Genomic DNA, 14,816 nt, shown 5'->3' on the forward strand with positions numbered 1-14,816 from the left:
TTCTAGGGGTCTGCCTGTACGCCCTAGCCCTTGACTGCGCCGATGACCAGACCCTTGACAAAATATTTCTGGAAGAACGGATAAGCGCAGAGCAGCGGCACGACACCGATCACCGCCATAGCCATCCGCACGGTTTCCATCGGAATTTTGGTGCTCGTATTCACATCCGTCACGTTCATGGAGGCGGCATTGTTCTGAATGAATTGGGCATTGAGCAAAATGCGGTTCAGCAGGTTTTGCAGACTGAACAGCTTGCTCTCGGTAATGTAGATCAGGCCGTTGAACCAGTCATTCCAGTAGCCGATGGTCTGCATCAGACCGATGGTTGCCAGAATCGGCAGCGACAGCGGCAGGACAATGGTGAAGAATATCTTGAATTCGCCGGCTCCGTCTATGGAAGCGGATTCGATAATCGGCACCGGAATCGAGTTCATGAAGAAGGTGCGCATAATCAGCACGAAAAATCCATTGGTCAGCAAGCCCGGAATGATCAGGGCTAGCAGCGTATTTTTCATCTCAAAGATATGGGTGTAGACCAGATAAGTAGGCACAAGTCCTCCGTTGAACAGCAGTGTGAAGAAGACGAAGAAGGCAAGCGCCTTGCGCAGCGGCATCTCCCTGCGTGCCAGCGGATAGGACAGCAGTGCAGAGACGGCTAGACCGAGAAAGGTGCCGACTATTGTCACAACTATAGTCACACCGTAGGCGCGGGCGATGCGTTCAGCATCCTGCCACAAGAACCGATACGCATCGAGGCTCCATTGGCTGGGAACGAACGAGTAGCCCTCGATCAGCACCGTCGTTTCATCGCTGAAGGAGGTCGTGAATAGCAGCACGAACGGCATCAGGCAGAGGATCACGATGATCCCGAATGCAGCGTGCAGTCCTGCTTGAAATACTCTTTCCTTAGTAACCGTCATGCGTAATTCTCCTTTCGTGGTTTAGAACAGCGCATTGTCACGATTGCGGCGGCTGACGATGTAGTTGGATACGATGACGAGGACGAAGCCGACAACGGATTGATACATACCCGCTGCGGAGGACATCCCGATGTCGCCAAGGTTCATCAGCGCACGATACACATAGGTGTCGATGACGTTGGTTGTCGATAAGAGCGCTCCCGTATTCAGTGGAACCTGATAGAACAGGCCGAAGTCCGAGTAGAAGATGCGCCCGATCTGCAGTAGCGTCATTATCGTGATAACAGGCATAATGAGCGGTATGGTGATGGCCCGAATCTGCTGCCATTTGGAGGCTCCATCGATCTTGGCCGCTTCGTAATATTCCGGGTCGATGCCGATGATCGCGGCCAGATAGATGACACACAGATAGCCGACATTTTTCCAGACGTTAATGATGGTGAGGATGAACGGCCAGTACTTGGCCTCGCTGTACCAGGAGATGGGCTCGATGCCAAGCATCGGCAGTAGCTGCTTATTCACGAACCCGGTCTCGCCGCTGAGCATCGCTAGCGCCAGATAGCCGACGATGACCATGGAGATGAGATACGGAATCAAGACGACGCTCTGGTAGAACCTGGCGAGGAACTTCCTCTTGATCTCGTTCAGCATGATGGCTATAGCGATCGCTACCGTGGTATTCAGCAGAATGAACACGATGTTGTACAGCAATGTGTTGCGGGTAATGACCCAGGCATCAGACGTTTTGAACAGGTACTCGAAGTTCTTGAAGCCGATCCAGTCGTTTTCTAAGAGGGCCTTGCTGTAGTTGAAGTCCTGGAAGGCAATAATGAGGCCGAACATCGGCATGTAGTTGTTAATGAAGAGATAGATAATGCCGGGAAGCACCATGACCATGAGCGGCCAATAACGCAGTATGCGCTTGCGTGCTCTGCGGACGGCTGTCTGTCTGCTCTGCTCCGGCGCCTGCTCCTTCGCGGCAGCGACTGGCTTGGCAATCGTATTCACTGCTCATTCCTCCTTCGTCGTTTGTATCTCCATCTTAGATATTTTGCCGGGGAGCGACTACGACGAATCCGACTTCCGACTTGTGCTTTTCCGACTTTATAGGATGCAGCAGCGATGAGGGAAGGAGCATACAGTAAGCAGGGGAGCCTACATGAAGGAACGCCGCTTTAGCTGCCCCTGGATCAAGGGGCGGCTAAAGCGGCATCGAATGCCATGTCTATGAGGATTGGTGAAGCTTGCGGTATTCCTGCGGGCTCATCTGCACCGCCTTCTTGAACATCTTGGAGAAGTGGGAATAGTTGCCGTAGCCCAGCTCATAGGCTATAGCCGTGATAGGCTGAGCCGATTCAGCCAGCAGCTCTCTTGCCTTATGAATGCGCTCCTGGAGCACATATTCGGAGATGGTCATGCCCAGCTCTCCCTTGAATAGTCGAGCCAGGTAGTCAGGATGCAGGCAGACATGGCTCGCAATATCGTCCCGCGACAAGTCCTCGCTCAGATGGCTGGTGATATAGGCCCGCACCTTATCTACCACGGATTGCTCTTGATCGAGTGTCTGCATATGACGCGTCACCTCATGAATGAGGCGCTTGATCCATTCGCCCAGGTCTGCAAGCGAGCGCTTGGCGGCATACTCCTGATCCGACTTGATCATATCCGAGAATACCTGATGCGCGCGCAGCCCCTTATAGTAGAGCACATGGTACATCATCTGCAGAATGTCCTCATAGAACGCATGCAGCCATCTCCCGTCGACGCCGCCCGCCTGACGAATCTGGTCCAGATAGCTGGCGATCTCGCGTTGAACCTCGGCATGCTTGCCGTACTTGAGCAGCTCCGTCCAGCCATTCATCATCGGCAGCGGAGCTGCGCTTGTACGGCTTCGTTGATCCTGTAGACGAAGTACGGTGTTGCTGAAGGTGACATTATGCTTCTCCTGCTCTGCCAGTGCATCGTACAGGTCCGGGATATGCTCGGGCAAGACCGGCTCGCCCATGTAACAGCACAGGTCGCAGAAGAAGTAGGTGTTGCAGGCGGCAATATAACGGTTCAACTGTGTCTCTACCGAAGCTGCGGAAGTAGAGCCGGGGCCGCCTGATCGGAGGATGGCCAGCAGCGCTCCGCTGCGAAGCTGGATCACCTGACCACCGGCTTCCTGGACAGACTCCAGCTCCTCAAGGGCATTGCGAAGCGCGTACTCCATTATTTTCTCCTCACGAAGCGTCAGCTCCTTGTGCCATCGCTGAATGCTGACCAGCACGATTAGGAAACGGCTGTCGTCGTCACAGTCCACCCTCTGCTGCTGTAGCGCCTCGCGCACGCTCTCCCTTGTCGCGGGCACCGCGCGGGTGATCAGATCCTGCCAGTATCGCTCCAGTCGCAGCGGCTGGAAGGCTTCCCACAGCTTGTAATAGTGAGCGTAGGTTTCGACGAAGCTGATCTTCTCCCGCTCCTGCTCCGCCTTCTCCAGCCGATCGAGGGCTTTGCGCACGGAGCCCTCCAGCAGCTCATACCGCACCGGCTTGAGCATGTAATCACAACTGCCGAGCTGCAGCGCCTTCTGCGCATAAGTGAAATCCGCATGGCAGGTAAGGAAGATCGTCTCGGTGGTAGGCGAATGCTCCTTCACCCACTCCAGCAGCTCGAAGCCGTTCTCTTGGGGCATTTCAATATCACAGATCAATACATCGATTCGTCGTCCTTCGAATACATGCTTGGCCATCGTCACATTGTATGCCTCATGCACTCTGGCGAACCCCATGTCCTCCCAAGATACGCCGGCACGAATGCCGCGCACCGCATGCTTCTCATCATCGACGAGCAGCAGTTCTCTCATTCATACCCCTCCCCTCCAGAATCGATGAGGCTTGCTGTGTCTGCTGCCCCGCAAGTACGCTGATTGTATCCGCAGCCGGAAGCTGAATCTCGACGGTCGCGCCTCCGCCAGAGCGGGCGGAGAAGCGAAGCTGCGCCCGGCCCTCATACAGAAGCTGCAGCCGCTGGCGCACATTCCAGATCCCGATCTGCTCGCCATCTGCGCCGTCCAGATGCGCGTGGCGCTGCAGCTTGTCCAGTATCTCCGGCTGGAAGCCGCAGCCGGTGTCGCTGATGCAGATGTGCAGCATCTCCTCCTGTCTGTCCTCCTGCCTGTCCTCCTTCGAGACGATAATCTCGATATGCAGCGGTCGCTCTGCATTCATGCCATGCTTGATGGCATTCTCCGCGAAGGTCTGAATCATCAGCGGCGGCACAGGCACGTGGCGCAGCTCATCGGGAAGCGCCAGCCGGAAGGTCAGATCATCCGGGAACCGCAGCTCCTGGATGCGCAAGTAGTTATACGTATGCTCCAGCTCCTCTCCGAGCGGAACCAAGGAGGAATCGCTTCGGAACATGAAGCGGAAATATTGCACGAGACTGTGCGACATCTCCTGGATCAGCCGATAATCTCTGACCTGCGCCAGATTATAGATGATGTTCAGTGAATTCAGGAAAAAATGTGGATTAATCTGCAACTGAAGCTGCCGCAGCTCCGCCTTTTGCCGCTGTACCTGCTCCGTCAGCACATGAACGGTCAATTGCTGAATCTGGTCAATCATTCGGTTGAACGAGTGGTTCATCACCTCGAATTCGAGCGCTGAGGCGCGCGGGTCGATGCGAATGTCCAGATTGCCATCCTCGATGCGCCGCATCGCGCGGACAATCCGGTTCACCGGTGACAGAATCAGCTTGCGCAGGAGCAGCAGAATGAGCGGCAAAACAATGAGTGCGCCGATCGTAATGCCGGTCACAATCCGCCTCAGGAACGGAAGATTCTCGAGCACAGCACTGTTGGGAATGAGCGCAGCGAGGCCGAAGTTGCCGCGGTGCGAATTTTCCCCGACCAATATATAAGCATTATCGTTACCAGTAAGCTTGTAGTCAGAGCCCGCATAGTCAAGGGCGATGTCTTGGGCGGCCCATGTGACGTCCTCATCAGCCAAGGGCTTGTAGTCCTCGGTTACCAGGAAGACCCGCCCATCCTTGCCCAACTCCAGCAGGCTGAGCGGTGCAATATGCTGCTGTGCGTTACTGAGTGCTCCGATATACATGCCCCCATAGCGGACGACATGCGCCAAATAATCTTTTCCTGCGAAGGTGTGGACAAACCAGCGTTTGTCCGGGATCGAGCCTGCTGTCTGGAGCAGGCTGCGGAGGCTCTCATCTGCTGCAAGCTGCTCTCTGTACTCGATGTGGCTGGCGGAGGCGAGCATCAGATCATCATTAGCCGGCGAATACATGACAAAAAAATCGATGCTCCGGTAGTTGCCCAAGTCCTTGAGCATGTTGCGATATAGCTGGAACTTCTCGAATTGATACTGATCCTCGTCGCGGCTGCGCGGCTGCTCCAGCACGAGCAGTCCCGTATCCTCGGCAGCCACGTTGTACAGATGCTTCTCCACCTCCTCCAGCTTGCTGTCAATCTGATTCATATACAAAATAATCATGTTCTTATTGGATTGTGCGACCTGATTGCGCACGACATTAATGGCATATATATTGTTATAGATCATGAATGCAACGAGTGGAATGACAAGCAGCAGAAAGCCTGCTAAAAGCTTGAAGCGCAGCGTTCTGCCCGACAGCCAGCGTAGTCGTCTCATCGGAGTCCTCCTTTATCGCTATTATAGTTACCATTGGAAGCGATTACAATTAGAAAATGCCCCAATATGACGCAATGCAGACCTTCGAGCATGGGGGCGCTGGCGGAGATCATGAGGTATATTGTCTCCTGTATTGAAGCGGGGTGCGCTGCCAGCGCTGGGCAAAACGGCGGCAGAAATAGGATACGCTCTCAAATCCGCTCTCCTCGGCAATGCGTGCGACCGGCCAGTCCGTCTTGAGCAGGAGCAGCCGCGCTTGCTCCAGACGGTGGCGAAGCAGATATTCCATCGGCGTAATGCCGTGAATCTCCTTCATGCACCGTGTCAGGTAGTTGTAATGGTAATGAAGGGTCTTAGACATTGCCGCGTAGGTGAGCGGCTGCCGGTAGTGGGAGCGGATATAGCCCTCTACCGCCTCAGCGACTGTGCGCACACGTGACAGTCCGCCATTCATGGTCTGCTCGTCCAGCATACGGAGCAGCTCATGAAAGAGCTGCTGCTGGCTCCAAAAGGAGGCCGAGCGCGGCTGCGCGGCAAGCCGCACCAGCGAATCCAGCTTCTGATACGCCTGCTCCGGCGTCTTGAGCCGGCTGTATCTCGGCAGCCGTATTCGATCTGGCTCCGGCTCGCTACTATCCAGAGATGGTGGATGGTTCGGACAGCCTCCATGCTGGAAGTGAACCCAGTAGAATCGGGTCGGCTCCTGGCAGGGTGAGAGCGGGTAATGATAGGCATCGGGCAGCAGCAGCAGACTCTCTCCGGCAGCGAGCTCCCACTGATGGCTGTTCTCTCCCACATAGAGTCGACCGGATTGGACGAGAATCAGATCGTAGACACCGATACTGCGGCGGGCGGGATGTGCATCCCCTGGCGCATAGCAGGAGATGCCGCTCTCCAGATAGTAAGGCAGCGGCAGAGAGGGGAGCAGACAATACGAACGGTCCATCGCATGAGCCTCCTTTGTGTGAGATTGGAGTATTTTTAGGAGAGATCGGTTGTAGTATGAGCACATTGTAAGCGCTAGAATGAGAATTGTCTACCCGGATTTGTTACCGTCCGTAGATGGTAATCACGATTAACCATTGATGAAGCTAATGGAAGGGATGTGCTTGTTAATGATGAGCAATACGAGAGAGCTGCAGTCGGCTGGATGTCAGCCTGTGCCGCTGGAGCATGTTCATATCGAGGACCGCTTCTGGTCACCATCGATTCGATTGGTGCAGGATGTGGTCATTCCGTATCAATATGAGACGCTGCATGATCGTGTGCCTGGCGTAGAGCCAAGTCATGCCGTCCGCAACTTCGAGATCGCTGCCGGGAGGGCGGAGGGCGAGTTTGGCGGGATGGTGTTCCAGGATAGCGATGTCGCCAAATGGCTGGAGGCGGCGGCTTACTCGCTGATGCTGCGGCCAGATGCTGAGCTGGAGCAGCAGACCGATCAACTGATCGAGCTGGTCGCGGCAGCGCAGCAGCCAGACGGGTATCTGAACACCTACTATACAGTGAAGGAGCCGGGGCGCCGCTGGACGAACCTGACCGATTGCCACGAGCTGTATTGTGCAGGTCACATGATTGAAGCGGCCACTGCATACTACCGTGCAACGGGCAAGCGCAGGCTGCTGGATGTGGTCTGCCGCTTCGTCGACCATATCGCGACCGTGTTTGGTGAAGAAGAGGGCAAGCTGCGCGGCTACGATGGTCACCAGGAGATCGAACTGGCGTTAGTGAAGCTGTATCAGGTGACCGGGGAGCGGAGGTATCTGGACTTGAGCGCTTTTTTTATCAACGAGCGCGGCCAGCAGCCGAGCTTCCTTGTTGAGGAATGGAAGCGCAGAGGGAAAATATCGCATTGGAGCAACGGAGCGCCGGCTGGCAGCCCGAATCTGGCTTATCATCAGGCTCATCTTCCTGTACGAGAGCAGGAGGAGGCTGTTGGTCATGCGGTACGCGCCGTCTACATGTACACAGCCATGGCTGATCTGGCGCTGCATCTGCAGGATGAGTCGCTGCTGGCGGCTTGCCGCAGATTATGGAGCAAGGTTACTGGCAAGCAGATGTATATTACAGGCGGTATCGGCTCGACCCATCACGGCGAAGCGTTCACCTTTGATTATGATCTGCCCAATGATACGGTCTATTCGGAAACCTGTGCTGCTATCGGTCTCATCTTCTTCGCTCAGCGTATGCTGCAATTGGAGCCGCGGGGGGAATATGCCGATGTGATGGAGCGGGCGCTGATGAACACGGTTATTGCAGGCATGGCGCAGGACGGGAAGCATTTCTTCTATGTTAATCCGCTGGAGGTCTGGCCTGCTGCCTGCCGTCACAATCCGGGCAAGCATCATGTCAAGCCGACCCGACCAGGCTGGTTCGGCTGTGCCTGCTGTCCGCCTAATGTAGCCCGGTTGCTCACATCGCTTGGCGAATATGTCTACTCGTCCAGCGCCGACACGCTCTATGTCCATCTGTATATTGCAGGGGAGACGGAGGTTCGGCTGGCTGGCGGCAACAGCATCCGGCTGGAGCAGGAGAGTCTCCTGCCGTGGAGCGGTGAGGTCGCGCTGACTGTAGAGCCGGCACAGGAGGGCGAATTCACCCTCGCTGTCCGACTGCCGGGCTGGAGCCGGGATACCGGGCTGCTCATCAACGGGGAGGCTGTCGAGCTGGCTGCCTGCTCGCGTGATGGCTACGCCTATATCACTCGCAATTGGCGCAAGGGCGACCGGGTCGAGCTGAGCCTGGATATGTCCGTGCAGCGGATGGAGGCTCATCCGCAGGTGCGTGCCAATGCAGGCAAGGCGGCACTGCAACGCGGGCCGCTCGTCTATTGCTTCGAGGAGGCGGACAATGCTGCGCCGCTCGCCTCGCTGACGCTTGCTGCACAGGATGGGGAAGGGGGGGACTTCGCAGCCAAGCTGCTGCCTGGCACAGCATGTGGACTGCCGGAGGATGCGGTCATCATCGAGCTGGCAGGCTTCCGCGAGTCGGACGAGGGATGGAGCAACCATCTGTATCGTCCATCCGCCAAAGCTCGCCAGGCTACGGTGCTGCGCGCCGTGCCGTACTATCTGTGGGGCAACCGCGGCGAGGGCGAGATGGCAGTGTGGCTGCGGACTTAACCAGCATGGCAGCTATCCCGCGATGTATAGCAGGCTATAACATGCAAACGCCGCTCCACGAAGGATGGAGCGGCGTTTGCTGCGTGGCAGATTGGGCTAACAGAGCAGGAGCATCGCATGAACAGCCGTGCCAACTGACGATAGGGCGCCTGCCAGCAACGCCTGAGCAGACGAGTTATTAGGCCGACCGCCGTCATGCAGCGAGGCACCGCGCCGGGAGCTGCGCGCGGTGCTCCGACTCTGCGGATCAGGCCGGCTCACTTGCCGTATGCGGCGGGGTAACGTCTGGCAATCTCGACGATGACATGCACCGCCTGCTCCATATGCTCTACGGGGATGAACTCATAACGGCCGTGATAATTTTCTCCGCCTGTAAATATATTCGGTGTCGGCAGTCCCATGTAGGACAACTGCGAGCCGTCGGTGCCGCCCCGAATCGGCTTGACGATTGGCGCGATGCCGAGGCTGGTCATCGCATCATGGGCGATGTCGACGATCTTCTTGACCGGCTCGATCCGATCCCGCATGTTGTAATATTGGTCCTTCATCTCCAGTGTGATCCGCTCGTTACCGTAGCGCTCCCGCAGTTCCTCGACAATTGCGGAGAGACGTGCCTTGCGAGCCTCGAAGCCCTGCTTGTCGAAGTCGCGAATGATATAGTGGAGCCTCGTCTCCTCGACATTGCCGGTAAAGGAGGTCAGATGATAGAAGCCCTCATAGCCCTCCGTATGCTCCGGCGCTTCGGCGGCGGGCAGCTTGCTGTGCAGCTCCATGGCGATCTTGGCGGAATGGAGCAGCTTGCCCTTGGCTGTGCCAGGGTGGACATTCACCCCTTTGCATACGATGGTTGCCGCAGCAGCATTGAAGCTCTCGTATTCCAGCTCGCCCAGCGGCCCGCCATCGACCGTATAGGCATAGTCGGCTCCAAAGGCGGATACATCGAACCGATGCGGCCCGCGCCCGATCTCCTCATCTGGCGTGAAGGCCACTCGAATCTTGCCGTGCTTGATGTCCGGGCTGCGCAGCAGCAGGTGCATCGCGGTCATAATCTCGGCAATCCCGGCTTTATTGTCCGCACCTAGCAGCGTCGTTCCGTCGGTCGTTATCAACGTAAGCCCCTTGTAATTCGCCAGCGCGGGAAAATCGCGCGGAGACAGCACAATGCTTTGCGCTGCGTTCAGTATAATATCTCCTCCGTTATAATTCTGGACGAGCTGTGGCTGCACGTTGGCTCCCGTTAGCTCGGTCGCTGTATCGAGATGAGCGAGGAAGCCGATGACGGGGACGGGCTCCTCGGTATTGGACGGCAGCGTTGCCATGACATAGCCATGCTCGTCCATGCTCACCTCCGACATGCCAATCTCCTTCAGCTCCTCGACCAGCTTGGAAGCAAGCTCCAACTGTCCTGGTGTGGATGGGCAGGATGGGCTGCTGTCATCCGATTGGGTATTGATCCGCGCATAGGAAGTGAAGCGGTTGATGAGCTCCTGTTGAATCATATATAGGCAACTCCCTTCAAGTTATGGATGGGTCGTGCTTGGCGGCGAAAAGACGGTGGTAGATGCCCCTATGAGGGCTTGCATACACGCTCTAGTATAGTATAGCCTGAATCGGCTATTGTAGCACGCGGGTCGCTCAGACAACGAGAGAGGCAGGACGAGGGTCGAGAAGCTGGCTTGAATACGAGTAAGTTGCCCGGATTGTCCAAAAATTTACCTTCATTTTATACTTCTGCGGCTATCTCATGGTACGATGGAAGCAATAATGAGAGCTCGCAGAGAGAGAGCAATGGCCGGAATAACCTTTTATCACACCGCACTTCCCCCTTCGCGAATACGCTATGGATGATCGAATATTGTGTGCTGTTCTCTGTGCTTTCGCTTACGATCGATCAGAGATAAAATGTAAGATGAGGATCATAGCTGAGCTTTAGCAAATTCGCTGGCAGAAGGTGAAGAAGATTCGAACGCAAATCGGTGAAATCGCGGAGCCCATACCTGTGGTTGCTCCGGAGACGAATTGTGATGCAGTCTATCAATTATTCAAGCAGCAATCCAACCTGGAGGGCGTAGCTGTGGTCGGAAAGAACGGGGCCGTCTCATTGATGATGCGTGGTCGCTTCTTTCAGGAGATCGGCACACGGTACGGATTCAATCTGTACATGGGACGACCAATCGGGCTAGTGATGGACAGACAGCCGCTAGTGGTGGACAGCTCGGCGCAGATTACGGATGTGAGTCTGCAAGCGATGGAGCGCACGGTGGACAAGCTATATGATCTGGTGCTGGTGATGTCACAGGGAGTGCTGCTGGGTGCGGTGACGATTCGCGGCTTGCTGCTGGCCGTGGCTGATGTTCGCGCAGAGATGGCGAGATTTCTGAACCCGCTGACCGGGCTGCCTGGTAACCGGATGATTGATGACCGGCTGCAGCAGTTGTTGCAGTTGGATTGCTTCAGCGTGCTCTATATCGATCTGGATCAGTTCAAGGCGTACAATGACAGCTACGGCTTCAATATGGGTGACCAGATGATTCAGGCTACTTCCAGCCTGCTGCGCGAGCATTTTCCCTTCCCCGATACCTTCCTTGGGCATATTGGCGGAGATGACTTCATCGCGATTCTCACTCATCATCAGTTCGAGGAGGTCGCACAGCGGGTCATGACGGCATTCGAGCAGATGAAGAAAGAATTCTACAGCAGCCACGACCTGGATCATAATTATGTGCTCGCTGAGGGCAGGTCAGGGGTGAGCGGGCCGATCCCGCTCGTGACGGTGTCCATAGCCGCCGTGACCAATGCGAGGCGCAGCTATGCAACCATCAACGAGATTGCGAAGGAGGCCGCTCGCATCAAGAAGGTGTGCAAGTCTATACAGGGGAGCTGCCTGTGCGATAATGAGGGCATCGTTTGAGCGAGATAAGCGAAGCGGCTACGGGCGGTGTGCGCGTTGGCAGCTCTCAGGCAATACGGAGCTTTACCGCGCGCAACGAACAATAAGGCATAGAGGACGCCCGAAGGGGACGCGGCTCTATGCCTTATGTCTGTCTTACGTCAGTCTGCATGCAGATCCGTCAGATGTCCGTCTGGTCTGCAAGATCAGTCTTACGCCTGATACAGCTTCACAATATGCTCGACAACCGCTTCCTTGGAATGGTCGACGATCGTTTGGTGCTGCGGCTTGTCGAACAGCGCGCTGATCTCAGCCGGGAAGGTCTGCTCGATCTGAGCGAGCTGGATCGACTCATCGAACTTGGCCGGATGAGCGGTGGCCAGCGTGACTGTAATCTCGCCGCTGCCGCTATGTGTCTTCGCCGCTGCGATCCCGCAAGCTGTATGCGGATCGAGCAGATAGCCTGTGGTCTCATGCGTCTGGCGAATCGTACCCAGACACTCGTCATTGCTTACGCCATGCGCTGCGAAGTCAGTCTGCACCTGTGTGAGCTGCTCACTGCCGATCGTGATCTGTCCCTCGGCCTTGAACTGGCTCATCAGACGTTCCACCTGTGCTGCATCGCCATTATGCAGATAGAACAGGTAACGCTCGAAGTTGCTGGCAATCTGAATGTCCATGGACGGGCTGTGCGTCATGCGGAACTCGCCTAGCTGATAGGCGCCCTCCTTCACGAAGCGCTCCAGAATGTTGTTCTCGTTCGTTGCCAGAATCAGCTTGTGAATCGGCAGCCCCATCCGCTTCGCCAGGTACCCTGCGAAGATGTCGCCGAAGTTGCCTGTCGGCACGCTGAAGTTGATCTTCGCGTCGGCATGCTGTGCCGCTACCTGGAAGTAGGCATAGAAGTAGTAGACGGTCTGAGCCAGAATACGGGCAAAATTAATCGAGTTGATCGCGCGCAGATGATGCTTCGTCTTGAACTCGACATCGGCGAACAGCTCCTTGATCAACTGCTGGCAGTCGTCGAAGTTACCCTTGACGGCCAGATTAAGCACGTTGGCATCGTCTACTGTCGTCATCTGCAGCTCCTGAACCCGGCTAACCTTCTGGTGCGGGTGCAGAATACAGATGCGAATCCCTTCCTTGCCGCGCACGCCCTCGATGGCGGAGGCTCCGGTATCGCCCGAGGTTGCGCCGAGAATGTTAATAATGCTGTTGCGCTTGCGGGAAATATAAGAGTAGAGATTGCCAAGGAATTGCAGGGCGATATCCTTGAAGGCAAAGGTCGGTCCATGGAACAGCTCCAGCACGTAAGCTTCATCTGACAGCATGCGCACCGGCGTCACCGCGGGATCGCGGAAGGTGGAGTAGCTCTGCTCGATCAGTTCGGTCAGATCCTCTGGCGAGATGTCTCCGTCGACATAGATGCTGAAAATCTCATGGGCAAGCGCTTTGTAATCGAGCTTGCTCCAGCGGGCCAGATCCGCCTCCGTCAGGTGGGGAATCTGCTCTGGCAGTAGAAGACCGCCATCATCTGCGAGTCCCATTAGCACAGCATCGATGAAGCCGACACCTGCGACATTCCCTCTAGTACTAAAATATTTCATCTGCATCCCCTCAAAATGTAATTTGTTGCTTATTATATCACAATAATTGTCGGCATGAGCATTAGATATTGGATTGGCCTAGACATTTATCATGGTAATTTGCGCAAAATCTGATATGATAAAAGGCGGGATTTTTGCAGTGGCCAAGCTGGAGCAGGCGAGCTGGACGTGATGGCTGTCTAGCAGGGGTTGATGTAGCGCACGATATGACACGCTCATGACCGCTGCCCTTGTTCATGGCTGCCGCTGTAATGATAGATTATAGAAGAACAAAAGGAGTGCTTTCATTGTGAGCCAGCCCCGCGAAATCCAGGTTGACGAACGACTGCCGCTGCTGCAGAGCCTGCCGCTCAGCTTGCAGCATCTATTTGCCATGTTCGGCTCGACCGTGCTTGTCCCGATTCTGTTCAAGGTAGACCCGGCCACCATCCTCCTCATGAATGGTATCGGCACGCTGCTGTACATTTTAATGTGTAAAGGGAAAATTCCCGCCTATCTCGGCTCCAGCTTTGCCTTCCTGTCGCCGGTGCTGGCTGTGATGTCGGATGGCTACCCCTACGAGACGGTGCTGGGCGGTTTTATCGTCAGTGGCCTGATCTTCATCGTGGTAGGTCTGGTCGTCAACAAGGCCGGGACCAAATGGCTCGATGTCGTCTTCCCTCCCGCGGCTATGGGCGCGATCATCATGGTCATCGGCCTGGAGCTGATCCCGGTCGCAGCACGCATGTCCGGTTTCATCCCGCCAGGCGACCCGGTTCAGGCGCAGAGCTGGGTAATGGACCCTAAGGCGGTGCTGATTGCTTGTGTGACACTGTTCACCATCATTATCGCTAATGTGGTGCTGCGCGGCTTCCTCAAGATTATCGCGATTCTGATCGGCTTGGTGGTTGGCTATCTATTGGCCTATCTGATGGGATATGTGGATTTTGCTCCTGTCGAGCAAGCCTCGATGTTCTCCGTACCGACCTTCTATACGCCGAAGTTCGAGCTGGCTGTCATCGCGGTCATTGCGCCTGCGGCGCTCGTAGTGGTGGCAGAGCATATCGGTCATCTGATCGTAACGAGCAAGATTGTCGGCAGGGATCTGTCCAAGGACCCTGGACTTGACCGTTCGCTGATGGGGAACGGGGTATCCACCCTGTTGTCCGGGTTTGTCGGCTCGACACCGAACACAACGTATGGGGAAAATATCGGCGTCCTGACCATTACCCGTGTCTACTCTGTATGGGTGATTGGCGGAGCGGCCGTGATCGCCGTTGTGCTCTCCTTCCTCGGCAAGCTGGCGGCGCTGATCAACACGATTCCCGATCCAGTCAAGGGCGGTGTATCGCTGCTGCTGTTCGGCGTGATTGCGACCTCCGGCATTCGGATGCTGGTTGAGACGAAGGTCGATTACTCCAAGACATCCAACATGCTGCTTACGAGCAGTGTGCTGGTCATCGGGCTGAGCGGCTATGTGCTCAAGCTCGGCAATTTCAGCCTGACGGGGATGGCGCTAGCTACTGTCCTGTCCATCGTGCTGAGCCTGTTCTTCAAGCTGTTCGAGCGCTTTGAGTCCTCGGAGAGCCAAGGACATTAAGACAGAACACCCCGCAGTGAGCGGCGCCTGGCGCTTCTTCCTGCGGGGTGTT

At 55.9% G+C, this 14,816-nt stretch carries 10 protein-coding genes; 3 read left to right on the forward strand and 7 right to left on the reverse strand.

Going from position 1 to position 14,816, the window contains the following annotated elements; all coding sequences use genetic code 11:
• Nucleotides 1-23: 23 nt before the first annotated feature.
• The 5 genes from ACY1JZ_RS05865 to ACY1JZ_RS05885 all read right to left on the reverse strand — a co-directional run bounded on the left by ACY1JZ_RS05865 (nucleotide 24) and on the right by ACY1JZ_RS05885 (nucleotide 6,515).
• On the reverse strand, nucleotides 24-920 hold the full coding sequence (locus tag ACY1JZ_RS05865; RefSeq protein ID WP_270166627.1) for a carbohydrate ABC transporter permease: 897 nt from the start codon (nucleotides 918-920) through the stop codon (nucleotides 24-26).
• Between the two features lie 21 nt (nucleotides 921-941).
• The gene (locus ACY1JZ_RS05870) at nucleotides 942-1,817 is read right to left on the reverse strand and encodes an ABC transporter permease (RefSeq protein WP_270172702.1); all 876 of its coding nucleotides are present in this window, start codon (nucleotides 1,815-1,817) and stop codon (nucleotides 942-944) included.
• A 328-nt stretch (nucleotides 1,818-2,145) separates the two neighbouring features.
• Nucleotides 2,146-3,765, reverse strand: coding sequence for a helix-turn-helix domain-containing protein (locus ACY1JZ_RS05875; RefSeq protein WP_462628463.1), 1,620 nt, complete (start codon nucleotides 3,763-3,765; stop codon nucleotides 2,146-2,148).
• Nucleotides 3,740-5,569 (reverse strand): sensor histidine kinase, encoded by a 1,830-nt coding sequence (locus ACY1JZ_RS05880; RefSeq protein WP_462628464.1) that lies wholly within the window; start codon nucleotides 5,567-5,569, stop codon nucleotides 3,740-3,742. The genes ACY1JZ_RS05875 and ACY1JZ_RS05880 overlap by 26 nt, the downstream gene beginning before the upstream one ends.
• A gap of 109 nt (nucleotides 5,570-5,678) precedes the next feature.
• Nucleotides 5,679-6,515 (reverse strand): helix-turn-helix domain-containing protein, encoded by an 837-nt coding sequence (locus tag ACY1JZ_RS05885; protein WP_462628465.1) that lies wholly within the window; start codon nucleotides 6,513-6,515, stop codon nucleotides 5,679-5,681.
• 172 nt (nucleotides 6,516-6,687) lie between these two features.
• Between ACY1JZ_RS05885 and ACY1JZ_RS05890 the strand changes: the two genes are divergently transcribed.
• Entirely contained in the window at nucleotides 6,688-8,688 is a 2,001-nt protein-coding gene (locus ACY1JZ_RS05890) for a glycoside hydrolase family 127 protein (protein WP_462628709.1), read from the forward strand.
• A gap of 257 nt (nucleotides 8,689-8,945) precedes the next feature.
• On the opposite strand, the gene pepT is transcribed toward ACY1JZ_RS05890, so the two are convergent.
• A complete protein-coding gene (pepT, locus tag ACY1JZ_RS05895) occupies nucleotides 8,946-10,184 on the reverse strand; it encodes a peptidase T (RefSeq protein WP_462628710.1) in 1,239 nt (412 codons plus the stop codon).
• Between the two features lie 455 nt (nucleotides 10,185-10,639).
• Between pepT and ACY1JZ_RS05900 the strand changes: the two genes are divergently transcribed.
• Entirely contained in the window at nucleotides 10,640-11,599 is a 960-nt protein-coding gene (locus ACY1JZ_RS05900) for a GGDEF domain-containing protein (protein ID WP_462628466.1), read from the forward strand.
• Nucleotides 11,600-11,790: 191 nt separating this feature from the next.
• On the opposite strand, the gene thrC is transcribed toward ACY1JZ_RS05900, so the two are convergent.
• Nucleotides 11,791-13,185 (reverse strand): threonine synthase, encoded by a 1,395-nt coding sequence (thrC, locus tag ACY1JZ_RS05905; RefSeq protein ID WP_462628467.1) that lies wholly within the window; start codon nucleotides 13,183-13,185, stop codon nucleotides 11,791-11,793.
• Between the two features lie 289 nt (nucleotides 13,186-13,474).
• On the opposite strand from thrC, the gene uraA reads away from it, so the two are divergent.
• Entirely contained in the window at nucleotides 13,475-14,764 is a 1,290-nt protein-coding gene (gene uraA / locus ACY1JZ_RS05910; RefSeq protein ID WP_462628468.1) for a uracil permease, read from the forward strand.
• The last annotated feature ends 52 nt before the right edge of the window (nucleotides 14,765-14,816 follow it).

Source organism: Paenibacillus sp. J5 (genome assembly GCF_054955055.1).